16 protein-coding genes and 1 tRNA gene are annotated in these 24489 nt (G+C 49.8%); 9 read left to right on the top strand and 8 right to left on the bottom strand.

Annotated elements, in window-relative coordinates; translation table 11 throughout:
• Positions 1–90 precede the first annotated feature (90 nt).
• Both pulA and N3Z11_RS02135 read right to left on the bottom strand, forming a co-directional pair.
• Positions 91–4071 carry a pullulanase-type alpha-1,6-glucosidase gene (pulA, locus tag N3Z11_RS02140; protein ID WP_260655493.1) on the bottom strand — a complete coding sequence of 1327 codons (3981 nt, stop codon included), beginning with the start codon at positions 4069–4071 and terminating at the stop codon, positions 91–93.
• Positions 4072–4131: 60 nt separating this feature from the next.
• Entirely contained in the window at positions 4132–7062 is a 2931-nt protein-coding gene (locus tag N3Z11_RS02135; protein ID WP_260655492.1) for a TonB-dependent receptor, read from the bottom strand.
• Positions 7063–7389: 327 nt separating this feature from the next.
• Between N3Z11_RS02135 and yegQ the strand changes: the two genes are divergently transcribed.
• Genes yegQ through N3Z11_RS02120 form a run of 3 tightly spaced genes read left to right on the top strand, consistent with a single transcriptional unit; the run spans position 7390 to position 10025 of the window.
• A complete protein-coding gene (gene yegQ / locus N3Z11_RS02130) occupies positions 7390–8757 on the top strand; it encodes a tRNA 5-hydroxyuridine modification protein YegQ (RefSeq protein ID WP_260655491.1) in 1368 nt (455 codons plus the stop codon).
• Positions 8757–8996 carry a YfhL family 4Fe-4S dicluster ferredoxin gene (locus N3Z11_RS02125; RefSeq protein ID WP_260655490.1) on the top strand — a complete coding sequence of 80 codons (240 nt, stop codon included), beginning with the start codon at positions 8757–8759 and terminating at the stop codon, positions 8994–8996. The genes yegQ and N3Z11_RS02125 overlap by 1 nt, the downstream gene beginning before the upstream one ends.
• 60 nt (positions 8997–9056) lie before the next feature.
• Positions 9057–10025 carry a hypothetical protein gene (locus N3Z11_RS02120; RefSeq protein ID WP_260655489.1) on the top strand — a complete coding sequence of 323 codons (969 nt, stop codon included), beginning with the start codon at positions 9057–9059 and terminating at the stop codon, positions 10023–10025.
• A 55-nt stretch (positions 10026–10080) separates the two neighbouring features.
• Here the strand turns inward: N3Z11_RS02120 and rsmI are convergent, their stop codons facing one another.
• Positions 10081–10947: a 16S rRNA (cytidine(1402)-2'-O)-methyltransferase gene (rsmI, locus tag N3Z11_RS02115; RefSeq protein ID WP_260655488.1), complete on the bottom strand. Its 867-nt coding sequence runs from the start codon at positions 10945–10947 to the stop codon at positions 10081–10083.
• A gap of 143 nt (positions 10948–11090) precedes the next feature.
• On the opposite strand from rsmI, the gene N3Z11_RS02110 reads away from it, so the two are divergent.
• Genes N3Z11_RS02110 through dolP form a run of 4 tightly spaced genes read left to right on the top strand, consistent with a single transcriptional unit; the run spans position 11091 to position 14594 of the window.
• Positions 11091–13022, top strand: coding sequence for a penicillin-binding protein activator (locus N3Z11_RS02110; protein ID WP_260655487.1), 1932 nt, complete (start codon positions 11091–11093; stop codon positions 13020–13022).
• Positions 13023–13036: 14 nt separating this feature from the next.
• Positions 13037–13384, top strand: a complete 348-nt coding sequence (locus N3Z11_RS02105; RefSeq protein ID WP_260655486.1) for a YraN family protein — start codon at positions 13037–13039, stop codon at positions 13382–13384.
• A 23-nt stretch (positions 13385–13407) separates the two neighbouring features.
• Positions 13408–13992, top strand: a complete 585-nt coding sequence (locus tag N3Z11_RS02100) for an SIS domain-containing protein (RefSeq protein ID WP_260655485.1) — start codon at positions 13408–13410, stop codon at positions 13990–13992.
• 14 nt (positions 13993–14006) lie between these two features.
• Positions 14007–14594 (top strand): division/outer membrane stress-associated lipid-binding lipoprotein, encoded by a 588-nt coding sequence (gene dolP, locus N3Z11_RS02095; protein WP_260655484.1) that lies wholly within the window; start codon positions 14007–14009, stop codon positions 14592–14594.
• A gap of 100 nt (positions 14595–14694) precedes the next feature.
• On the opposite strand, the gene N3Z11_RS02090 is transcribed toward dolP, so the two are convergent.
• From N3Z11_RS02090 to N3Z11_RS02080, 3 genes are all read right to left on the bottom strand, one after another.
• Positions 14695–15717 (bottom strand): DUF4382 domain-containing protein, encoded by a 1023-nt coding sequence (locus N3Z11_RS02090; protein WP_260655483.1) that lies wholly within the window; start codon positions 15715–15717, stop codon positions 14695–14697.
• 226 nt (positions 15718–15943) lie between these two features.
• Positions 15944–16630 carry a DUF599 domain-containing protein gene (locus tag N3Z11_RS02085; protein ID WP_260655482.1) on the bottom strand — a complete coding sequence of 229 codons (687 nt, stop codon included), beginning with the start codon at positions 16628–16630 and terminating at the stop codon, positions 15944–15946.
• 10 nt (positions 16631–16640) lie between these two features.
• Positions 16641–18542: an ATP-binding protein gene (locus N3Z11_RS02080; protein ID WP_260655481.1), complete on the bottom strand. Its 1902-nt coding sequence runs from the start codon at positions 18540–18542 to the stop codon at positions 16641–16643.
• Between the two features lie 131 nt (positions 18543–18673).
• Here N3Z11_RS02080 and pyrC point away from each other — a divergent pair, with 131 nt between their 5' ends.
• On the top strand, positions 18674–19708 hold the full coding sequence (gene pyrC, locus N3Z11_RS02075) for a dihydroorotase (protein WP_260655480.1): 1035 nt from the start codon (positions 18674–18676) through the stop codon (positions 19706–19708).
• A gap of 206 nt (positions 19709–19914) precedes the next feature.
• Positions 19915–19991: transfer RNA gene (locus tag N3Z11_RS02070), tRNA-Arg, on the top strand.
• Between the two features lie 982 nt (positions 19992–20973).
• Here N3Z11_RS02070 and N3Z11_RS02065 read toward each other — a convergent pair.
• Positions 20974–21969, bottom strand: a complete 996-nt coding sequence (locus N3Z11_RS02065) for a hypothetical protein (RefSeq protein WP_260655479.1) — start codon at positions 21967–21969, stop codon at positions 20974–20976.
• A gap of 335 nt (positions 21970–22304) precedes the next feature.
• Positions 22305–24110 carry a replication endonuclease gene (locus N3Z11_RS02060; RefSeq protein ID WP_260655478.1) on the bottom strand — a complete coding sequence of 602 codons (1806 nt, stop codon included), beginning with the start codon at positions 24108–24110 and terminating at the stop codon, positions 22305–22307.
• Between the last annotated feature and the right edge of the window lie 379 nt (positions 24111–24489).

Raw genomic sequence — 24489 nt, 5'->3', positions numbered from 1 at the left:
CTTATGAGCCAACTACAGCTTAAGCTGATGTTAAACATCAAACAAAAAGGCCGGCAATCAAGCCGGCCTTTGTTTTTTGCGCAAAGCGCGTTATGGCTGTTTAGTCACAGTCAATACCGGCGCTGCTGCGTCGCTGGCATTGACGCTAAACTGATAATTGCCAGCCTCGGCAAGTGCCAGTTTTAAGTTAGCACCACTGCGGCCCAGCGGTTTTGCTGCACCTAACACTACATCCACGCCATCACCGGCAGCGGCGCCAAAATCAACGGTCGACCAGTCGGCGGAAGCCACTTTAAACTCGTAGTTACTGGCCGCCAGATTTACAGTCACTGTGTAGCTGTTGTTACCGGCATAGTTAAACGGATTGTTTTCACTCCAGCCATTGAGGCTACCGCGTAAATACACTTTGGTACTGCCATAAGGCACATATTCACTGACCATCAGCACTGGTGCTGTTGGCTCACTGGCGTCCAGTGTAAACACATAGGTACCGGCATTAAAGTTGGCTTTGAGGTTCGCGCCAGAGCGGTTTAAGGTTTGTGCCACACCAAACTGCACCTCTTGTTCGCCTGATTTGGCACCAAAGTCGACCGTCGACCAGTCCGCTGAAGCCACTTTAAACTCATGGGTTCCGGCTGATACAGTCACCCGTGCAGTGTAAACCCCTGAACCTTCATAACTAAAGGCATCCACTTCACCCCAGCCATTCATGCCACCACGTACAAAGACAGTGGTTAAGCCATAAGGCGCAATATCAGGCGCGCCCATAGTGGCATCGGCTTTAAGGCCAGTGCCCTGCGCCCCTTGTTGTGGCTTCACAAAAACTGCGGCTGTGTAAGCCGGCACCACAAATTCACCGTCGTTGCCTACGGTATTAAAGCGGCTGTCCTGCACCTTTGAGTCCGCTGAATTTTGTTGCACGCTGTGCAGCACAAAACCCTGAGCTGTAGGCACTTTATGGGTTTTCTCCGTTGCTGTGCCGTTCAGCACCACCACCAGGGCATCATGGGCAGGGTCTAAATCCGTCAGGCCAGTGCCGTCGTCAATGCTCATCACAATCAGGCCCTGGGTCAGGTTTTTACCAATATTGTGAAAACCCACCCGCGCCATCACATCAGCGCCCGTGGTTAAACGGAACAGCGGGCTGCTTTTGCGGATTTGCAAAAACTCGGCAAATACATCAGATGCCAAAGCGATATGTTCCGGATAAGCCGTGGTATTGGGGTTATTGGCTACCTGCGCAATACGGGTCCAGTTGGCTTTGTTGTCTTGCGCCAGCGGTAAACCCACGTTCCAGTTGTTGCTTTGTTTGCTGAAATCAACAAAGTTAAACCAGTCGCCGGCGTCATAACTGTTACGGTCCAGTGATTTAGAGCGCAGTAAGTCATCGCCCATTTGCAGGAATGGAATGCCCTGACTCAACATCGGAATCGCCAGCGCCATATTATGAATACGCACCCTGTTGTCGATGTTGATATCTGCGTCCAGCTCCAGCTGCAGTTTATCCCATAAGGACTCATTATCGTGTTTGGACACATAGTTAATAATGTCAGCCGGATCAGCAGCATAACCTGCTGGCTGACCATTCCAGATCACACCACCAGCTGTGCCTGTATTGCCCTGATAGTCTTTTAATACAAAGTCTTTTAAGGTGCCGGCTAAGCCAATTTCGATATAGTTTTGTTGTTGCAGTTTGCCCACATCAGCGTTGTTGCTAAAAAGCGCTGCACCACGCACTGAGTCACGCAGCCTGTCGTTAAAAGTGCCCACTTCAGTACCGGCCAGATTGGCCTGGCGCGCCTGCACAAAACGGGCATCGTTGGCCACTTCACCAAAATTCCAGCCTTCACCATAAAAATAGCTGTCGGCATCCACGGCTTTCACCGCTTCGCGCGCTGCTAAAATGGCATCTTTTGGATGATGGCCCATGATGTCAAAGCGAAAGCCGTCAAACTTATATTCTTTGGCAAGCAGCACTAAAGAATCAGCAACAAACTTCTGCATCATTTTGTGTTCAGTGGCGGTGTTTTCACAGCAGGTAGAACGTTCCATCGCGCCTGTCACAGCGTTATAACGGTGGAAATAACCCGGCACTAATTTGTCGAACACTGAGTTATCAAAAAGACCCGACGAACTGGTGTGGTTGTACACCACGTCCAGCACTACCCTAAGGCCAAGGCCGTGCAGCGCCTGGTTCATCGCGCGCATTTCTTTAATACGGGCCACACCTTCAGGGCTGGAGGCATAAGAGCCTTCAGGCACATTAAAATGATGTGGGTCGTAACCCCAGTTAAAGCTGTCGCTTGGGCGCATGGCGTCGGCTAAAGCCTGGGCGTTTTCACCCGAACTTTGATAACTTTTAAAAATATCTTCCAGTTTGCTGGCGCCATTTTCCAAGCAGACCGCTGCTTTGCTGTTGATTTTGCAAAGCTCAGCCACGGTGGAGGTTAAATCCACCCTTTTGCTGGCGTCTTCATTGACTGTTGCCATATCTGTGGCCGGCAGTAGATGAAAGTGGGTTAAACCACTGTCAGCTAAACGTTTTAAATGCTGCACCGGCGCTGAGTCGGTTTCGGTAAAAGCCAGATATTTACCGCGGTTGGCCGCAGAGACTGAAGTATCGCGGGCGCTGAAGTCGCGGATATGACCTTCATAAATCACGATATCTTCAGGGTTGCCGGCAGATGGGACTTCATGGTTATCCCAGGCCGCTGGTTTAGTGTCGGCATCGGAAAGGTTCACAAACTGGCTGAAACGGCCATTGGTGGCGGTATTGACCGAATAGGGGTCGGTCGCTTCAATCACTTCAACTTTTTTCGTGAGCGGATGGTAGACCTCTACTTCAAAGCGGTAAAAAGCGCGGTTTAAGCTGGCGGCAGCGCCGCTGTATGACCAGATACCGGTATTGCTGTCGAAAGTCATGGCATGGGTAGCGGTTAAGGCTTTGGCGGCGTTATACACTTTTAACTTCAGGCTGCGTGCTGTTGGTGCCCAGACTGAGGTTTTGATGTTACTCCCATCATACACCACCCCCAAAGTTGCCTCATCAGCGTCATTGGCGGCGCTGGTGTATAAATCATCCAGCACTTTGGCTGCCTGCACATAAGAGGCGCCAATCAGTTTATTGGCCGAGTCGTAAGAAGCCAGTACCAGCTGATTTTTCACCATGGTTTTGGCTTGATCAGCGCTGACATTGGTTTTGTAAGCCGGCCAGTTGGCCAGATGTGGCACCAGCGCCTTTTGGCCGTCGGTTAAGGCTGAAGGCGTCAGCTCCACTGCTTCACCCTTGATGGTTAAAGTGTCACTGTCGATGGCTAAATCAGCCGCTGCACTGTGATGCAATTTAAATTTACTAACGCCGGCGGTATCCCCATTCCACACCAGAGTGCTGCGATCCAGCCAGTGGGCGGCATTGTCGGCAATCTGCACGCCCAATGAATCTATCGGGTAAATATACACCGAGGCATTGGCGTTAAAGGTCCAGCTCATGGCAACCAGTTTTTCCGGTTGTTTTGGCCCTAAATCCATTTTGGCGTCGTTGGCACCCAGCGCCTTGCCGGCGTCGTCAGTGCCAACGTGAATAATAAAGTTACCGCAGGCACCTGCTTTACCTTTCACACCGGGTTTTAAATTCAGCAGCCAATAAGCGCCGTATACAGGGTCGATGCCACTGATTTCCAGGCCATTGTCCCAGGATTTTGCTAAAGAGTCGGTGGTATAAGCGTCGCAGGTTTCGTTATTCCAGGTGTGCAGGCGGTAACCGTCATAACCACCTTTTTTATTAAAAAACACCAGGGCCTGATTTTGTCCTGCATAGAGCACAGGCTCAGGTAACTTGGGGTTATAACCAATAATACATTTTTCGTTACGCGCATCTGGGAACTGTGGCGCCGGACATTTCAGCGGTTGTGGATCGACACAGGCTGTGCCCTGGGCATTGGGCACCTGCGGCACATTACAGCTTAATAATAACTGGGCCGGCGCTGTATCTGAACCTGTGCCACCACAGCCGCTCAGCAGCATGGCAGTCAGGCCCAGGCTGGCCAGATTGACTAACAACATTTTATTCATTTTGCTCACTCCGTGTATTCGGTTTAGGCGGGGGCTTTTGCCCCGCAGCAACAGCCAGCCTTAAAAACTGTAAGTGGCGCCCAGGTAATACTGGCGGCCAAAAAACTGGATAGTGCCGGTGTAGGCGGTATCACCCCAGTAACTTTTGGTTGGTTCGTCCAGCAGGTTATTCACCTGGAACAACAGCCCCAGTTGTTCTGTCACCTGATAGGAGGCCTGATAATCCATCACCATTTCTGCTTCATAACGGATTTCCTGATCCTGCAGCGCCGACTGATCCGACACAAAATCATCGCGGAATCTTGTACTTAAGCGGGTTTCAAAACCTTCATATTCAAAAAAGGCGGTGACGGTAAACACATTGGGTGACAAGCCTTTTAAGTCGGCTTTAAAACTTTGCCGGCCGTTTTGCACCTCAGTGGAAATTTCACTTTCGGTATAGGAATAACTGGCGCTCAGGCCCAGCCCCTGCCAGAACTCAGGCAAAAACTTAAATACCTGGGTGTAAGCAAGCTCTGCCCCACGGATATAACCACCTTCGTCGTTGTTGACTGCAGTGGAATAATCGCCAATCGGATTCGGTGTGCGCGGCGGTAAACCGTCTGGGTTGCCAGGTTCAGTGCCTGGCACATAAGCAGGCAGCGGGAAACCGGCCGCAGCAAAATCAAAGTCGGTGATAGTGTCTTGCTGAATAAAAGATTTAATGTTTTTGTAAAACACCGCAGCCACCAAAGCGCCGCTGGAGTCTTCAAAATAACGCTCGTACGACAGATCAAACTGCTCGGCATAAAACGGCTTTAAAAACGGGCTTTTAGTCGCACTGCCCGACACATCGCCATTACTGCCAATGGTAAAAGTAGTGACAGCCGATAACTGGTTAATCGGCGGGCGCGACATCACTTTGGCCGCGGCAAAACGCAGCTGGTCATTGTCGGTCAGTGCCAGGTTCAGGTTGAGCTGAGGTAAATAATCGCGGTACTTCATGCCCACAATGGAAGGTGCATAATCGTCTGACACTAAACCTGCTTCGTCGGTAATATATTGCGCGCCCTGGCTGGCATCGCCATCGACATAAGTTAAGTTGGTGGCTTGTTGTTTGGTTTCCACCATCCGCACCCCCAGGTTACCGGTCAGCGGCAGGCCAAAAACTTCAGTGTCGATATTGGCCATCAGGTAAGCGGCGGTGACGTCTTCATACACATCACCACTTTCAAACACACTCCATGGCGTGGACTTACCGCCCGGCACCGGATTGGCAAGACCGGCATAACCATTACCCCAGGTTTGTTTTGGCTGTGGAATGCCGTTCGGGAACCAGGCGGCCAGCGCTTTATTTAAGTCGATGGCGAGGTAGCTTGGGAAAGCGGCAAAGTCACCTTTAAAATTCACCACTTTGACCATGTCTTGGGTCAGACGCAGCGGCGCTTCGCTGGCCAAAAACATATTGTCGGCACCAAACTCAAACACCTGGCGATCATTAGTGTAATCACGCTCGGAATAACGCAGGCCGGCCTCGAGTGAACTGATGACAGGATTTTCAATTTTATAAGTAAAATCAAGGCGATAAGCATCTACTTCATCGGTATTCAGCGTTGGGTAAATACCATATTTACTGACCAGCATTTTATTAATGTCAGTAAAGGATGCCGCCTGATTAATACCTATGCTGGGCAGATCCAGCCCGTTCAGCAGATAGGTAATAGACACATTAGGATCCACCACCGGCTTAGCCGCATTGGCGTCGGTGGACGCCAGCGACCAGAGCAAACCGTTTCTGAAGTTACTGCTGGACGATGAATGGGCGATATCCAGGTTCACCGATAAATCATCAGTCAGCTGATAGTCGGTGTTAAAACCATAACTGCGCACTTCGTCAAAGTCGGTGTTGTCGTCATTAACCATTTCAACACGGGTGTTGCCATCGCTGGCCCTTTTGATGGTGCCGCCAATCATCAGATTGTCTTTAATAATGGCGTTATCAATAATGGCGCCGCTGCTTTCAAACTTGGCGCGAAAACCGCGGGCAAAAGCTTTGGTGTCAAACTTAGAAATAAAAGCATCGGCTTTGATGGTGAGCTTTTCATCCGGCGCCCACTCCAGTGCAGCCACATAACCGTTGCGGGTTTCTTCACCGCCGCGGTGCTGCATTTCAAAACCTTCACTAATGAGTTCAGCCGGTGTGCTGTCGCCCTTTACGCCATCAACATCTTTTTCATTGTTGTAGTTAAAACCAACAAACTGGGTGGACACGCTGGGCTGGAACAAGCGGGCATAACCCAAAGACAAACCTAAAGTGTCGTCGAGGTATTTGCCCTGATAAGAAAAACTAAATCTGTCGCCCATCTCAGTGGCGTCCGACACTTCATCGGCCCTGTCGTTAAAACTGCCACGGGCATTGACCACAAAGTTATGCTGTTCGGCCGCTTTTAATGGGCTGGCCGTTTGCAGCTCAACCGAACCTGCCACCCCCCCTTCAATGAGCGAAGCTTTGGGTGATTTATATACGGCGGCCGAGTTAATTAACTCAGAAGGATATTGGTCAAACTCGATATTACGTTTACCGCTGGTCGACACCTGCTCGCGGCCATTGAGGGTAGAAAACACAAAACCGCCTTCCATACCGCGGATATTAATTTCCGAGGCCTGGCCGCCGGTTCGTACCGCCGACACACCGGGTAAACGCGTTAACGCATCCGCCATAGACACATCAGGCAAAGCGCCTAAGTCGTCGGCCGAAATGGTTTCAGACACTGTGTCGTTAAAACGCTTAACGTTCAGCGATTGAATCAGGCTGCCGGCAAAACTGCGCACCTCAATCACTTCAATTTGTTCTTTGTCGGTTTTTTTGCTGCTGCTTTCAACTGCGGTTGGCGTCTGTGCCGGTTGATTGCTGTTTTGCTGCAAAGCTGTGGTGTCGGCGCTAGCCAACCAGGGGCAGACACCGGCCGCAGCCAGCGCCAGCATCAAGGCACTTCGTTTAAACTCTGACATATTCATGTCCCCGTTTTGTCTAATCCTAATGGCGGGGACTGTTACTGCATCATCCTGAGCCATTTCATTTTTTTTATTTACCCAGCCTATTAATTAACCAGTGCTTGCACCAGAAACAACATGAATACGTATTCACAACGAGGATGCTGCGCCAGGGCAGCGCAACAACTGTCATCTATGCACTGTAGTGGTGCAGCCATAACAACCCCAATCAGCCTTTACCCGCTGTTGAATGCCAGCCAATGCAACAAAGTTTGCGCCTGATCAAAACCTCTGCCGCCGCTTTTTGCCAAACTTCGCGCCATTTTTTTAAACGGGGTGCTTTTGATGCAAAATTCTGCCGCCACAGCCTTTCAGCCTGAGCTGTTATCACCAGCAGGCACACTCAAAGCCATGCGTTTTGCTTTTGCCTACGGCGCCGACGCTGTGTATGCCGGTATGCCCCGCTACAGCCTGCGGGTGCGCAATAACGAGTTTGATTTAGCCAATCTGGCGATTGGCATTGCTGAAGCCCATGCCCTTGGCAAAAAGTTTTATTGTGTGCTGAACAGCGCACCACACAACGCCAAGCTCGACACCCTGGTGGAAGACATTGCTGAAGTGGTCAAACTGCAACCAGATGCTTTTATCGTGTCCGACCCCGGCGTGATTTATCTGATGCAGCAGCATTTCCCGCAGATGGAACTGCATCTGTCGGTTCAGGCCAATACGGTGAACTGGGCTGCGGTACAGTTCTGGCAGCAGCAGGGCATCAGCCGGGTGATTTTGTCGCGCGAACTGGCGCTGGAAGAAATTGAGTACATTCGCAACACAGTGCCCGGCATGGAGCTGGAAGTTTTTGTGCATGGCGCCTTGTGTATGGCGTATTCCGGCCGCTGTTTGTTATCCGGTTATATGGACAAACGTGACCCGAATCAGGGCACCTGCACCAATGCCTGCCGCTGGCCTTATCAGGTGACAACAGCCACTGAAAACGCCGTCGGGCAGTTTGTGCCGGCCAAAACGGCAACTGAGATGCAAAAAAACGGGCCGGTTGACGATATTATTCTTTTAAGTGACCCGCAAAAACCCGGTGAGCTGATGCCGGCTTTTGAAGATGAACACGGCACTTATATTATGAATTCCAAAGATTTAAGAGCAGTGCAGCATGTGGACAGACTGACCCGAGCTGGCGTACACAGCTTAAAAATCGAAGGCCGCACCAAGTCGTTTTATTATGCCGCCCGCACCGCGCAAATTTACCGTCGTGCCATTGATGATGCGGTGGCTGGCCGGCCTTTTAATCCGGCATTGCTCGATGAGCTCGATGGTCTGGCATCGCGCGGTTATACCGAAGGTTTTTTACGCCGCCATATCCCCATCAGCGAATTGCAAAACTATGACAAAAGCGCCTCCACCAGCGACAAACAGCAGTTTGTTGGTGAAATCACAGGCCCTGTCGAAGGCAGTAACAGAGTTTGGGTTGAAGTGAAAAATCAGTTTTTAGTTGGTGATACCTTGCTGTTGATGTCACCCCAGGGCAACCAGCAACTTTGTCTGACTGAACTCTGGGATAAACAAGGTTTGCCGATCCAGCGTGCGCCTGGCGCCGGTCATCAGGTGCAATTGCAGCTGCCGGGCGGCATGTCGGCAGATTTTGTGCTGATTATCCGCGATCTGCCGCCATCTGACAGCCAAATGCAGGGTTGTGCCTGATGGCGCTGACTATCTTAGCCGACTGCATTAATTGTGATATGTGCGCGCCCGAGTGCCCGAATAACGCTATTTCATTGCAGCGGCTGCAAAACCCGGACGGTAGTCCGGGCAAGCGGATTTACCAGATTGATGCCGACTTATGCACTGAATGTGTTGGTTTTTATGACAAACCCACCTGTGTTGAAGTCTGCCCTATTGATGTGGTGGTGAAGCTGGTGCAGAACCAACAACAAATTTAGTTTTTGCCCAATTGCTGGCATGATGCAATCTGACTATCGTTGATTTCAGGTGGTGACGTTATGAGGTTGCTGTTGTTACCTGGTGCTGTGCTGTTGATCGCCCTCATCAATACTCCGCTGCCTGCAGCTGCAGAGCCTGCGTCAATACAGCAAATCTGCCAGATCTCAGGCCAGCCTTGTCTGGATGCGTTAGAGCCCAAACTCGCCAGCACCCCAAAAGGTAGTTTGCCCTGGTATGAACTGACGTTGTACAAACTCGACAGCCTGTTTGAACTGCAAAAAGATCAAGAGTTATTTGCCCTGACCAGCCAGCTGGTTGCAGATAAACAGCTGACAGAAAAGGGCCCGGCCCATTTTCGCGCCCGGCTTTATATCTATTTAGCAAAGCTGCTCTATGCACGAAAAAATACCCAGGCATCAGCGTATTTCCTGCAACAGGCAACCACCCTGCTCGCTGATTTACATCAGGCAGATTTTAATCCTTTCACCATGGTGCTGCTGCTGAATGTACAGATGTACACCACAGGCAATGACGAACAGGGTTATGCCGCGTTAAAAGCATTGGAACAACAGTACCGTAAGAGCAAAGATCCGGTGTTTTTATACGAGTTGTATAACAATCTGGGGCATTACAGTCACAGACTCAATCTGCTGCACGAGTCGGTGGCCTATCGGCAAAAAGCACTGAAGGCAATCAGCGGTTTTAAGCAACAGGCCCGAATAGCCGAAGCCCATTATAATTTGGCGCGCAGCCTGGCAAACATTGGTCAATGGCGTGACACCCTGCCGCACCTGCAGCAGGCCGAACAATTGTATCTGACGCAGGGATATAGCCTGCTGCACAATCTGGCCATTCTGCACCAGGCTGAGGCTTTATGGCGCAGCGCACAACAGGCAGAAGCCAGAATACAATTCAGCCGGGTACAAAAAAAGCTGGTTCCTGATTACGCGCAGGCGCATCTGCAACGCATCCAACAACTGTTGGCAGCGCCGCCAGACACTGCCTCGCCAGACAAAAAACCAAATTAAGCCTTGCCTGTATCCTTGAAACTGCCAACAGAGTAGCAGCTGCTTCGATATAAATTTATTCCGAAGCGCCCCAGCTTAACCCCAGCTTATATAAGGCGTTTTTCTTTTCACCATGAATTTCTGCCGTTAAGGCTGCCGCTTTTTTCAGCGGTAATTCCGCCATCAGCAGCTTTAAGGTTTGCTGCGCCACAGCGTTGATATCATCGTCGGCTTTGGTGGCAGGCGGCGCTATCATCAGCACCATTTCCCCCTGACAACGCTGCGGATCCTCTTCCAGCCAGGCGGTGATACTGGCCGCAGTGCCATGGCAAAAATGTTCAAAAGTTTTACTCAGCTCTTTGGCCAGCACCAGCTCGCGCTCTTCACCATACACAGCAGCCACGTCGGCCAGAGTGTCTTTGACGCGGCGCGCCGCCTCATAACAAATCACAGTGCCCACCGCAGGCGGAATGTCTTTTAGTACCTGTTGGCGCTGACCGGATTTGGCTGGTAAAAAGCCGATAAAATGAAATTTGTCAGTGGGCAAACCGGCACAACATAAAGCGGCAATTAAAGCGCAGGGGCCAGGAACAGGCACTATCCGCACGCCGGCGTCGCGGCATAACCGCACCAGGCTGTAACCCGGGTCAGAAATCAGTGGTGTACCGGCGTCAGACACCAGCGCCACATCGTCACCGGCCTGCAGTTTTTGCAGCAAACTGGCGGCCCGTTGTTTTTCGTTATGGTCGTGCAACGACAGAAAACGCGCCGAAATATTAAAATGGCTCAGTAACTTACCACTATGGCGGGTGTCTTCAGCCGCTACCCAGGCCACCGCAGTTAAGGTTTTCAGCGCACGCTGGCTGATATCGTCCAGGTTGCCAATAGGGGTGGCCACAATATACAAAGTTCCGGCAGCCGGGCTTGGGTGGGCAGAAGTCATAAGGTTTTTCCTTTGTCTGGCAAGGCAAGGGGCCCGCGGCAAAAAATCAGCCAGAACAACAACTCAGCCCCGGGGCTGGCGTGATCCGGTCACAGAAATGGTATAAGATGACAGCCATTCGTCGGCTATTGTAACTGTGCATTGTGAAATCCAGCAAATTCCCACTTTGGTGTTCTGTTCATTCGGCATTTGGCCCGGCCATTGCGCCTGTGCTGGGTGCTGTGGTTATTCTGGCCGGTTGCAGCCAAACGCCGGCGCCCGCCCCTGAGCCTGCTACAGTGACCAAAACCACTGTTGCTGCGCCGGAAAAGCCCGAAGCAGAGGCCGAAGTTTTTAAACTGGACCCAAACGCCGCTGAAGTCAGTTATCAGCAGGTGGAACAACCAGTGACAGCTATCGCCGCTGATGCTTTTGAACAACAACAACGCGACTTGCTGCAGGAAGCCAAAACCCTGCTGGAAGAAAAGCTAAAACCAGAGCGCAGCCTGGCCATTAGCCACAACTTACGCTTGTCTGCTTATGGCCAGATCCGTCAGCAAAATATGCTGCCTTTGCTGCAAAGTTATCTGGTGAATCAGCAATTTGCCGCCGCTGAATTATTGTTGGAACAGAATGCGCTAACAGACGTTGCGCCTGCGGATCGCACTGAATTTACCCTACTGGCTGCCAATTTTTTATCTGACAACAAACAGTTACTCAGTGCGTTACGCTGGTTGTTTGCCCAGGATGAACTGGCCGGCAATGCCGGTGCCGACGCAGAACTGCAAAATTTGCTCTGGCAAAATCTGGTGCAGTTAAGCCCGCAGCAGCGCAGTGTGCTTGCCAAAAACGCCCGGCCCCGCGCTGTTGCCTGGTTAAATCTGGTGGAAATTGCCGTCACCTTTGCCGGTCAGCAACAAGCCATGCAACAGGCTCTGGACGATTGGCAACAACGCCATCCGGGCATGCCAGAGTTGTCAGCTTTACCCAAAGCCATTACTGAACTTGCCAGCACACCGGCTTATCAGCCAGCCCGCCTGGGGGTGATTTTGCCTTTATCCGGCAATTTAAAAACCCTGGGTGAAGCAGTGCAGCTGGGGATGGTCGCCGCCAGCACCCAGACCCCGGCGCGCAGCCTGCATTTTATCGACAGCAACCAGAGCGCGGAACAAATTCTGGCCGCACTGGAAACAACTCAGGTTGATTTTGTGGTTGGTCCGCTGCTCAGAGAAGATGTGGATAAACTGCAAACGCTGCCCAACTGGCGCTGGCCTACGCTGTTTTTAAACAGCAAACAGGATAATAACCAGCCAAACCCTGACCAGTTTTATTTTGCCTTAAGTGCCGAAGATGAAGCGGCGCAAATGGTGGAGTTATTCCAGCAGCGCCATTATCAGCATCCGGTGCTGATCAGCGCCCGCAGCCCGATTAACCAGCGCATGGCGCAGCATTTCCAGCAGCTGTGGCAGGAAAAAAACGGCGACAAAGTAGAAAGTTACAGTTTTAACACTCAGGATGAGCTGCGCAGCCTCATCACCACCTTTTTAGAAACAGCCGCCAGCACAGAGCGGGTCAATGAAATCAGTAAATATGCCGGTAGCACTGTCAATGCTGAAATGCACAGCAGACAGGATGTGGACGCGATTTATCTGCTGGCCGACCCAACCCAAACCCGGTTGTTTAAACCTTTTATTGATGTCAGCGTCAGCCCGACAGCACCGGCCTTACCTATTTATGCCAGTTCACGCAGCCACAGTCTGGCCATCGATCGCACCGATATCCGTGATTTAGCCGGCATGACCTTAACTGAAATACCCTGGCTGGTGCCGCAACAGCCACAGCTGCCGCTGCGCGCCGAGTATGAACAACTTTTTGCCGAGCAGGATGAAACCTCACAACGGCTGTTTGCCATGGGTTATGACGCTATGGCGCTGATTGGCCGGCTGAAACAACAACAGCAGTTTCCGGCCATGCTGCACCACGGCCTGACCGGCAGTTTGCGCCTTGGCAAAGACCAGAATATTCAGCGGCAATTAACGGTCGCCCGTTATGGTAAAGGCAAATTAACGGCGCTGGACGCGGCAAAAAACAACTAAAGGACAATAGCCAGATGCAGGGTGGCAACTCCAAAGGTGCTTTTTTTGAAGACTTAGCCCTGAATTACCTGCAGCAGCAAGGGCTAACGCTGTTGGCGCGCAATGTCAGTTGTCGTTTTGGTGAACTGGATTTAGTCTGCCAGCAACAAAAACAATGGGTGTTTGTTGAAGTAAAATACCGGCAAAACAACAGCTTTGGTGGCGCCGCCGCCGCAGTCACCTTAAGTAAACAACAAAAACTCAGGCAAACCGCCGCCTGGTTTTTACAGCAACAGCAAAAACAGGCGGACTGCCGTTTTGATGTGGTAGCTATTAGCGGTGACAGCCCCTACCAAATCGAATGGATTAAAAACGCATTTTAACGAACAAGGCAGGACCATCGCGCATGCAAGAACACATCCGGCAGCTGTTTACCGAGAATATCCAGACCATGATAGCCACAGGCGAAGCGCTGGCTGAGCCTATTGAAGCCGCAGCCCTGACTATAGTTCAGGCGCTGGTCAGCGATCGCAAAGTATTGTGTTGTGGTGAAGGTGCAGCCAGGGCGCTGGCCAGCCATTTTTCCCAGCTGCTGTTGGATCAATTTGAAACCGAGCGCCCTTGCCTGCCGGCTTTAGCGCTGCAAACCGAACTGTCCGGCCTGCAAAGCGACAACCAGCATCAGGATTATCTGGCGCGACAGGTGCGGGCTTTGGGTCAGGATGGCGATATTTTATTGGTGTTGTCTTTAACGGGGCACGAACACAACCTGATCAAAGCAGTGGAAGCGGCGCTGACCAAAGATATGACGGTGATTGCCTTAACTGTCGACAACAACGGCGAGCTGTCGGGATTACTCGGCAATACCGATGTTGAGCTCAGAGTACCGGCGCACCGCCCTGCACGTATTTTTGAGTGTTACGCCTTTTTATTACATTGTGTCTGTGAACTGATAGACAACACCTTGTTCCCGCAACAAGACGACGAATAACCAAGGAGATGATGATGTCTGATGTAAAACCTCTGCTGAAACTGACTGCAATTGTCAGTCTGACGCTGCTGTTACAAGCCTGTGCCGCCGCAGTGGTGGCTGGTGGTGCTTCTGCCGTGACTTCAGCGTCTGACCGCCGCACTCTGGGCTCACAAATTGACGACAGCAGCATAGTGGTCAAAGCCGAGCGGGCACTTGAAGCAAACAAAACGCTGGAAGAACGTGCACAAATCAACGTGAACAGCTACAACGGTATTTTGCTGCTCACCGGTCAGGCGCCAAGCCAGGACTTAGTTGAGCTGGCCACCTCGCTGGTGCAGCCCATTCAGGGAGTGAAAGATGTGCAAAACCAGATCCGGGTGGGTAACCCCATTTCTTTTACCACCCGCAGCCGCGACAGCTGGATCACCACCAGAGTAAAAAGCCTGCTGGTCGGTGACAAAGAAGTCAGCGCACTGAATATCAAGGTTGTCACTGAAAACGGCGAAGTGTTTTTAATGGGTCTGGTCAGCAGCAGTGAAGCCGACAAAGCCGTTGAAATTGCCCGCCATGTCAATGGCGTGTCGCGGGTGATTAAAGCTTTTGAAACCAGTTATAACTAACTGCGGCGTTATAGCTGAATAAAAAACCGCCCAACGGCGGTTTTTTATTTGTGCTGTTATCAGACTGGCTTTTTTGACGAGCCTTTCGCAATAGCTTCAGTTAGAAATTCAGCACCACAGGCGTTTTATTGGCGCTGATGGCCTGGGTTTTAGTGGCCAGAAACGTGATGACATCAGCTTGCTCCGGATCGTCCACCGTATTGCAGCTAAAAGCAGCGGTATAAGTGCCGGCATCAATAAAACCTATCTGATAGTTGTAGCTGGCCGCACCGTCAAACAACACTGGCGCGCTGGCATAAGGCAGGTTGGCCTGAATTCCGCCGTAATCCCCCAGGGTGGCCGGGGCTAAGTCGGCGCCTTTGTACAGATAAACCACACCCACAGGCTTGGTTTTGTCAGCTGGTGCTACAGTACATTGATTGTTGATCAATAAAGTTTCACTAACGGTCCCTGTTAAATGACCAATCTGACTGGTATCCACCAGACGCAGCCCTGTTGGTTTTAACTGATAATTCTGGCCTGCTTTGTTATTCACCACGGCTTTGCGTAAATCAAATTCCAGGGTGTAACTAAAAGTACCACCGGCCGACAAGGTTGGACCCAGTAACTTCAGCTCGTTGGAAGGCACCGATAGCGCTTTTTTGCTGCCATCTTTCAGCTGAATATAAGAGCCTTCACTAAGCACCAGCCGCAGCTGACCGTAATTACCGGCCGGCACTGTAGCACCCGACACTAAAGACTCTGCCATCGCACCGGGTAATTTTAATAAATCCACACCACGACTATTGGCAATCACATTGCCCTGGGCGTTCTGACACAGATTATTCGGTGCTGCGGCTACTGCATCTGAACCAATCAGATACCTTTGGGTGGCACTGCCGTTGCCCACCAGCTCGATGGCATTAAAACACAGCACCACAGCCGCGGCGTCGTCTACCGGCGCGTCACTGACCTGCAAACCAAAAGTGGCTGTGGTCAGGGCTGGCGCGCTGTCGTCAGATCCACCACCACCACAGGCGGCCAGCGTCAGCAAGCTGCCGGCTAATAAAACAGGGGTAAATACAGTGTTGAATGTGCGCGAATTTGCCGGCTTTTTGCCAGCTTGTGTTGTGTGCTCAGACATAAAGAACCTCGATATACAGCTTGGGGAAAACACTATATTAGGACTTTATAGTTTACCTGATGAATTGAAACTGAATTCTGTTTTCAAAACAGGTCTGACAACTGCTGTACAGGCCCGCTTTTGCCGGGACAAACGGCGTTCTGTGATCCATCAGGAAATAAACAAGCAGGCAGGCAGGGATTGGAGCCTGCCTGAGTTGGATGAGTTGTGTTGCTGATGCAGCTACTTACACTTCCTGCAGCGCTTTGAGGGCTTTGGAGTGGAACTCCCGGTGTTTCATGACCAAAAGCACTATCACGGTGGACAACATAAAAAGCCAGACATTAATAAACCAGGCCAAAGCTGCCAGCGAAAAATAAATAGCCCGCAGGCCGTAGTTAAATGAATGTGCCGCCTGATCAATGACTTTGGCCGCTCTGTTGGCGTAGAGCTGCACCTCGGCTTCAGCTAAATGTTTGCCATCGGGCGCAGCACCAATCAGCACACCACCAAAACCATACTGGCGCAAACTCCAGGTAAACTGGAAAAAGGTAAAGACGTAAATTAGACCTAAAAACAACAACTTAAACTGTAAAAGCCCGTCGGTATGATCAAGCCAGGGCATGACCTGCAACAGCACCTGGGCAATTTTGTCACTGGACGCTATGGCGGTTAGCAAACCGGCCAGGATCAGCATAGAACTGGAAGCAAAAAAACTGACATTACGTTCCAGCGTTGAAATCAGCGCCACATCGGCCATTTTATTGTCGCGGGTTAACATCTGCCGCATCCAGTCGGTGCGTTTACGCCGCAGTTCAAAACTTAAGCAACTGACAGTACGGGCTTTGCGTTTAGCAAAAAGGGTATAACCCACCCACAACAATAAAAACCACAACACCGCCAACAAATCTAACCAGGGAAAAGCGTTTTGCATTGTTACTCCATCAGGCGTCCGGCCCGGACTCTGTTAAGGCCAAATCAAAATAAAAACAGGCGCCGCCCTCAGGCAAGCGCTGATAACCAATGTCGCCGCCCATGCGTTCGAGCAGTTCTTTACAAATAGCCAGTCCAAGGCCGGTGCCGCCCAGTTGCCTGCTGTCTGAGCTGTCAGCCTGCGAAAACTTCTGAAACAGCCGCGGTAAAAAATCCGCCGGCACACCAGGCCCCTGATCCAGCACCCGGATCCGCACTTTGTCAGCCAGACGCAGCGCCTGCAACTGCACTTCGCCCTGTGGCGGTGAAAAACGAATGGCATTGGCCAGCAAGTTGGCAAACACCTGCTGCAGCCTGTTGTCGTCAACCAGCACTTTCAGTTCAGGATCAACATCAGGCTGCACAGTTAGAGTAATGCCTTTTTGCTGCGCCAGCGGCAGATTGCGGTTTTTGGCTTCCAATAACAAAGACTTGACGCCCAGCGGTTGTAACTGAAACAACATTTTACCTGCGCTGAGTTTTTCTATATCCAGAATATCGTTGATCAGCATCGACAGCTGTTCACAATTTTGCCGGGCTATATCCAGTAACTGCTGCTGTGGCTGTGTAATGACACCGACAGCACCACCGGCCACTAAACCAAGGGCGCCATGAATAGCGGTTAACGGCGTGCGCAGTTCATGGCTCACGGTCGAGACAAATTCATTTTTCAGCCGCTCCACTCTTTTACGCTCGCGAATATCACGCAGCAGCAATACAGTGCCACCTTGCTTCGCGTCGCGGATCTGGCTGAGCATCAGCTCCACCAGCACCGGCTGGCCATTTTGCTGCAGCACATCCAGTTCAGCACCGCCGGCCAGTTCATCCAGAGTGCAGCTTTTTGCAAACAACAACCGGTAAGGCTGACCACAAAGATCAGCTGCCTGATAACCCAGCAGACTCTGGGCAGCCCTGTTAATTTTTTCAATACGGCCAAACCTGTCCAGCACCACAATAGCGTCAGCAACGTTATCAAGCACTGTGCTGGCATAAGCTTCACTTTGCTCTCTGGCTCTGGCAGTCACCGCCAGCCTGCTGTTGGCGATAAAAATGGCTGCCACCAGCGATAACAACAACAGGCTGATCAACCAGCCGAGCAGCCGCAGGCTCCAGCCGCCGGCAAAAGCGAACGGCTCAGCCGACACCGCCGCCAGCTGCCATTTGGCACCGGAAATGGTTAAATCAAACAACATAGCGTCTTGCTGAAACAGCTCTTGCTCACCCACCAGCATCTCTGTCCAGTGTTGCCCGGCCACGCGCCGCAGCGCCACTTTTACACCTGCTGTTTCGGCCTGCTGGCGCAACAACAGCCAAACCGACTCAATATCCAACACTGTGCTGACAATGCCCCAATAACGCTCGTCGGGCAAAAATACCGGAATACGATGAATAAAACCCACGCCACCCTGCGCCAGTTGCACCGGGCCAACCAGCAAGGGTTGACGCTGCTGAATTAAACCGGCGATGTCGGGCCACTGATCGGCTAAATCCGGATAATAAAGCCCCAGTGCTTTTTCGTTGCCCAGCAGCGGATAAATCATGCTGATCCTGTTGCCTGGCGCCAGGCCAATATTGCGGATATGGCGCGCCTGCGCCACCAGATTCGGCAATAAAAAGGCAAACTCTTCATCGCGCACCTGGCCATGCGACGCCTGAATATAAGCCACCAGGCCCTGGCTTAAATACAATGACGAATTGACTTCAGTTTCCAGCAAGGCACGCAATTCTGCAGCTGCTGCTGCCACATGCCTAAGTTGCACCTGCTGCTGGCGCTGCCTGTCCTGAAACACCAGATATTCGGTGCAAAGTGCAAACAGCAACAATAACAAAGTCAGTAGCAGCCATTGCCAGCGGGAGAACAACGTTGTCGCCATGCCTGATCCTAAGCTGAAATGAAGGGGAATCTGACGCACTTCGCTTTTTGCTAAAGCGCAAAGTACTTGCTTAATGATACACTTGGCGCAATTTTCCGGCAGATTAATTTAACAAGTTTGAGGAGCATGGCGTGACGACTTTAACCATTCAAACCCCTGATGACTGGCATTTACATTTCCGTGACGGTGATATGCTCAAAGAAACAGTGCCGGCCACTGCCCGTTGTTTCCGCCGTGCTGTGGTAATGCCCAATTTAGTTCCGCCAGTCACCACTGGTGCTTTAGCCCAGGCCTACCGCGAACGTATTCTGGCCGCCCGCCCGGCAGGCAGCAATTTTGAACCTGTGATGACCATTTATCTGACCGACCAGACCACAGCGCAGGACATTGCCGATGCTAAAGCCGCTGGGGTATTAGCTGCTAAGCTATACCCGGCCGGTGCCACCACCAACTCACACTCAGGTGTGTCCAGTTTAAGCAGCCTCTACCCTGTGCTGGAAGCCATGGCAGAACACAATATGTTGTTCTTAATTCATGGTGAAGTGACTGATTCACATATTGATATTTTTGACCGTGAAGCTGTGTTTATCGAGCAGCATTTAACACAAATCGTGGCGAACTTTCCCAAACTGAAAATAGTGCTGGAACATATCACCACCAAAGATGCGGTGGATTTTGTATTGGCCGCTTCTGACAACGTGGCCGCCACTATTACGCCACAGCATTTAATGATGAACCGCAACGACATGCTGGTGGGTGGCATTCGCCCGCACAACTATTGCCTGCCGGTTCTCAAACGCCGTACTCACCAGGAAGCTTTGCGTGCTGCGGTGGCCAGTGGCAATAAAAAGTTCTTTTTAGGCACAGACTCGGCACCACACGCCAAACATAAAAAAGAAGCAGCCTGCGGCTGCGCCGGTTGTTACAGCGCCTGGAGTGCCATTGAGCTGTACGCTCAGGTATTTGACGAATTAGGCGCACTGGACAAACTGGAAGCTTTTGCCAGTCACTACGGCGCCGATTTCTACGGCCTGCCGCGTAACAGCGGTACCATTACGCTGGTGAAAGAAGACTGGACTATTCCGGCCGAAATCACCCTGCCGGACGGCAGCCCGATAGTGCCGTTTTTTGCCGAACAGCAGGTGCACTGGAAATTAAAGGCATAAATCAACACGCCAAATGCCGGCTCAACTGAGCCGGCTTTTTTTGCCTGCAGTCAGCCTCCCCCGCCACAACATCCTGTTATTTCCAACATGCAACAGACAGAAAAACCCCACTGGTCATTTTTTGACTAATCAACCAGCAATCAAGACCCTGCGCCACTTTCTGTCTGGACAAGCGCCACAAGGCACAATACAATGGCCGCCGTCGCGCACCCATAGCTCAGCTGGATAGAGCGCTGCCCTCCGGAGGCAGAGGTCTCAGGTTCGAATCCTGATGGGTGCGCCATATAAATCAACCACTTAGAGGCAACTCAAGTGGTTTTTTTGTACCTGTCACTTTCCCCATGTAGCACCTATGTAGCAGATTTATAGCAACCGTCGGCTGAAAAAAGTTGTTTTGGTGAGCAAAAACACCTTCCAAGTCATTATCCCGTGTTGTAACTTGAAATCTCTGTATTCAGAATGGGCTCATAACTGTTGAGCGAAGAGGGAAATAATGAGCAATGCAACGGAAGCAATGAATCAGCTAAATGGGTCTGTTTTCACTTTTGCGATTTGGGTAGTTATTGCTTACGGCGTGATCATTTTACTGGTCAATACCCTACCAGTGATTTCGGATTGCTCACGGCAGACTAAATCTGGATTGGTGCGTGTGTTATCGGTTATAGCATTTGGATGGTTTGGGTATATTGTTTTTATAAACCCTTAGTGCCATCTGAGCGACATACAGATCTGGAAATAGTCGATTTTTGAAAAAAGAATCTTCACTTTACCTGAATTGCTAACGTTAGTTTTTACCTAATCCAGTCATAACATATACCTTATCAGGTGGTCGAATTCAGTGTGCCACTGCAAATAGAACCACAGAGCTAAGCAGCTTAACGTCGCGGTCTGGATGGGCTTAGTTTTTTTGGGGGGGGGTGAACAAGACGCTACAGCCATAGAGTTGCCGAGAAATAATTCAAATATGATTCATACTGAAGTAAAAAAAACCCGCTTTAGGCGGGTTTTTGAAGTTGCATTTAATTTAATTACCATTAAATCAGTCAGTCGCGAACCCCGACATTAGCCTTTTGGTCTCTAACTCCCACTGCTAATTTGGAATCGCGAACACCTACAGCTAATCTTGCATACATAAGTATCTCCCTTATCCAACGCAGAGGTTACATTCACGCAACTCTTATAATTACTGCTGTTGGCATTAGTTTTCAAAAAATTAAAGTAAAAAATATAACTTCAGCCAGCAAATTTGCTAGCCTAAACAGAACCTATTTTTTTGCGTCTTCATGGTGGGCACGAACGCTTTTTCTCCACCAGAAAGAAATCCCTTGGTATGGGAATATACCATAATCCAGCCTGAAAGTCTTGTTGTAGACCTTTTGATTACGGAACTCCTCTTTTAGTTCCTTACTATGATTACTATCGGCATATACGTCAATATCTTGAGGGAAAAAGAGTTCCAGCTCCATTGACTCAGTAGGTAAAACGGTAGTCCAAACTTCCGTATCTTCTAGTCGCTTGTAAGTCGTACCCGCAAAAAAAACTTCTATGCTACTGTTGGCTTTAACCAAACACGGATACTCAAAACGAATGCCATTAGTTGCGGGATTTTGGTGAATTAATGCCTTAATTTCATCCTTCGATAAAGACTTATCGCCAATGATCACTTGGTTCATAACCATGTGTGCAGCGAGACGCGAGTCTAAATCGCAAGATAATTCATAAATAACCGTATGTTGCTTATCATTTTCAGATATGTTCTCTAAAACGTAAGATGTTGTAACCTCGCATTGCAAGACGTTGCCCTTCAAATCAGGAGGAATTAGAGTAATGCACTCTTTAGTGTGGCTGAGGTGGTATTCAAGCTTTGATTTTTTCTTCAGCAAACATTGTTCAAGTGTACTTCTCTTAATCTCTTCAAATATCGATTCTGGCACTATAGTTCGATATACCGCTTCTAGCACGTTGCGGCTTACCTCTGAATTAAAAACTCTAATTTCTTCGATTTGTTTTTTCTTGTTTATGCTCTCAACTGTGAACGCCAAAACAGAAGCGATCATTAATGCGATTCCCGCTTCCTTCAAAAAAATCAACAGGTACTTGAAATACCATTCATGTGAAACGTTTGTCTCTGGCTGGAAGTATTGATAAACCGCGATGAGAAGAAAACCAATAATGAAGAGAGCGCAAAAAAGTAATGCATTATCACTATCGAAAAAACTTGAGCGTTTTTTTTCCGTTTTTCCTTTTGTTCCAGAATCCATTTTTGAATACCATTCCTTTTGCAGAATACGTTTTATATTTAGCGATTTTTAGCAAAAAAGTCCAATTTATACAACCATATAAATTAGACCAATCTCTATCAAAGCATATTTACCGACGTCAAATCGAACTTAGTTTTAGAACTTTACAAAGGATAATCCGGACTTCACAGGCTTAGCTAGACACTTTTTATGTCAGCTATTTAACTTGAACTTATGGTATGTTTCTAAGTGTTTAATCAGTAGTTCTGAAACCTTTGCTTGGATGCCTTAAGGCAAAACAAAAGGCATTTAGCCCGCTATTGACAAAAAACACTCAAAATCATCAGTACAGTTATTTACAGAACTCCAAGTAAAGGCGAAGAGCGGCCTACGGCCTGTTCCAGTCGCCACTGGTGCAGGCGGGTGATAATTGCCTGACCTGCATAAAGAACACCTTTAAGCTTTAACACAATAACGTTATCAAACCAGCTGGTTTTAATCAGTCCGGTTTGTTGGTCTGCTTCAATATGGTAATAAGGCCGGATTAGCAGGTCTTTGCGCTTACAGAACACGCCGCCCATCAGTTGCACATAACTTTTCCAGTCGCCTTTATCTGCGGCTACACGCACAGCTTCAAACTGCTCGTCCTGTTCATTACCTTCTTTTACTCGGCGCAGTTCACGCCAAGGCGTTACCGGCACACCACCAATTTGCTGAAACTGGCGAATGCCCCAGCAGCTTGACCATGCTTCAACCCGCTGCGCTGCAACATTGGCATCCCCACCATCAATATCAGTATCTATGCCTTTACCGTCGATATTTTTAGAAATGTATTTGGCAATATAACCAGTGGCAGAACCCTTGGTTGGGTCAATATCCACCAGCTTAACGCGGTTTTCCTGTGCGCCTTTTTCGTCGCCATCTTCGGCCAGCGCGTATTGCATTACCACGGCACTAAAAGCTGTTAAATGCTTGGGTGCCATAAACAACATCATATGCCAATGCGGTGTGCCGTCATGCTGTGGCTCGGCCACGCGCAGGCCATAAATAGCTATTTCCTGTCGTGCCAGTTCTGCCCGAATTCTTGCCCAAACTCGGTTTAAATACTGCTGGGCTTGGTAAGGCGTGGCACCATTCCAATTTGGATTTCTGTCGCCTGTGCTGGCAAAAGCGCAGTGATATTTAGACGGGCAAGTTAAGGTGACAAAAGAGCCAATATGCCCCAGCTCTTTGGCAATATCTTCGGTGCCACGCATGCGCGTCATTAACTCGCCTTTGCGGATTGTTGGATTCGATACGTTTTTATCGGCAATTTCTTTTAGTGAAAAACGCTGCTGATCTTGGTTCACGATAAAAGTGCGTTCCATGTAATCAGCGGACGCTGCTTTTTCCGCTAAGCGGTTTTTCAAAGTTAAATCACTGCAATATTTACCAGCCCTTTTACTGACTTTTCCAAGTAATGCCATTACCTGTTCTTTTTTGCGTTTTTGTACCTGGCGAAGTTGCCTGCACCACCACTTCACGTCTTGCAACCGTTTCAGGCAACCGGCAAAACCTGTTTTGCGCGTGAGTTTTGGCGGCTGTAAACCAAGCTGTTTCATATAATTTGCACAGGCAAAATATGCGGACTGTTCCGCCCTTCTCCGCACTTGTGCGTTAACGGAGTTTTCTTCAGGAATATTTCCGGAATCTCCGGCAGTGGTGCGGACTTGCGCGTTAACGGGTTTCTGAAATGCCTTTGGAAATTGCAGGAAATTTTCTGAAACTGGTTCAGAAACTGTTTCTGGAATTTCTAAAACTATTTCGGAATTTTTCAGAACGGTTTCAGAAATGATTTCAGAAACTGAGTTGAGGTTTTCTGAAACCGCGAGTGCATTTTCTGAATGAGTTTCTGAAACGATTTCGGAAGTTTTCAGAAATTCCGGTAACAACAGCGAACGGGCTGTGTTGAGTTCTCGCAATAAAATCCGGCTCATTCGGCGCGAATGCTCTTCTGCTAAATCACGCCTTTGCTTCTCACACATATCAAAATTAATACGGAATATCACCGGCAATATGCGGTGTATTTCAGTCGTCACCAACCGAAGCTCAATATTCGCTTTAACGATATTTGCCGTTGAGCGGTATTTGTTAAACAAAATTTTCTGAATAGCAAAGGGCAAGCCTTCCAACCTTTTATGCAAAAACTTGCGGTCGTCTGGGTGCAACGACAAATAAAAGGCGGAATCAACTTCATCCAGTTGCTGAAACAAGCGTTCAAGCTCAGAAGGTCTACGCGCAGTCATCGGCACACTCCGTTAGCGCAAGAAAACTAACATCGGCGGCTACAGATAACCGTGACCAGCGTAGCCCGTTAAAAAACACTTCCGTTTGCTGTAATAGCCCATATTGCAACAAGGTATTCAGTGAAGGCTTTAGGGATTGAGCCGGAGCTGTTCCAATGACGACAAGTTCGCCACAGCTTCGGCCAACGCTGGTACACCATTCAATGGCATTGTTAGGATCTGCCACAAACCAATTCAGCAACACTTGAACCATTGG

The organism is Rheinheimera sp. 4Y26 (assembly GCF_025245835.1).
GTDB lineage: Bacteria > Pseudomonadota > Gammaproteobacteria > Enterobacterales > Alteromonadaceae > Pararheinheimera.
Note: the sequence above shows the minus strand (reverse complement) of the source record. Positions and strands in the feature narration are given on the sequence as shown.

What these genes read in the sequence shown, in the direction of transcription:
- N3Z11_RS02105 (WP_260655486.1), top strand. Translation starts at nt 13,037, where the DNA reads ATGCAGGGTGGCAACTCCAAAGGTGCTTTTTTTGAAGACTTAGCCCTG.
- N3Z11_RS02125 (WP_260655490.1), top strand. Translation starts at nt 8,757, where the DNA reads ATGGCGCTGACTATCTTAGCCGACTGCATTAATTGTGATATGTGCGCG.
- N3Z11_RS02065 (WP_260655479.1), bottom strand. Translation starts at nt 21,969, where the DNA reads ATGGATTCTGGAACAAAAGGAAAAACGGAAAAAAAACGCTCAAGTTTT.
- N3Z11_RS02085 (WP_260655482.1), bottom strand. Translation starts at nt 16,630, where the DNA reads ATGCAAAACGCTTTTCCCTGGTTAGATTTGTTGGCGGTGTTGTGGTTT.
- pulA (WP_260655493.1), bottom strand. Translation starts at nt 4,071, where the DNA reads ATGAATAAAATGTTGTTAGTCAATCTGGCCAGCCTGGGCCTGACTGCC.
- N3Z11_RS02120 (WP_260655489.1), top strand. Translation starts at nt 9,057, where the DNA reads ATGAGGTTGCTGTTGTTACCTGGTGCTGTGCTGTTGATCGCCCTCATC.
- yegQ (WP_260655491.1), top strand. Translation starts at nt 7,390, where the DNA reads ATGCAAAATTCTGCCGCCACAGCCTTTCAGCCTGAGCTGTTATCACCA.
- N3Z11_RS02080 (WP_260655481.1), bottom strand. Translation starts at nt 18,542, where the DNA reads ATGGCGACAACGTTGTTCTCCCGCTGGCAATGGCTGCTACTGACTTTG.
- N3Z11_RS02100 (WP_260655485.1), top strand. Translation starts at nt 13,408, where the DNA reads ATGCAAGAACACATCCGGCAGCTGTTTACCGAGAATATCCAGACCATG.
- N3Z11_RS02135 (WP_260655492.1), bottom strand. Translation starts at nt 7,062, where the DNA reads ATGTCAGAGTTTAAACGAAGTGCCTTGATGCTGGCGCTGGCTGCGGCC.
- dolP (WP_260655484.1), top strand. Translation starts at nt 14,007, where the DNA reads ATGTCTGATGTAAAACCTCTGCTGAAACTGACTGCAATTGTCAGTCTG.
- N3Z11_RS02090 (WP_260655483.1), bottom strand. Translation starts at nt 15,717, where the DNA reads ATGTCTGAGCACACAACACAAGCTGGCAAAAAGCCGGCAAATTCGCGC.
- rsmI (WP_260655488.1), bottom strand. Translation starts at nt 10,947, where the DNA reads ATGACTTCTGCCCACCCAAGCCCGGCTGCCGGAACTTTGTATATTGTG.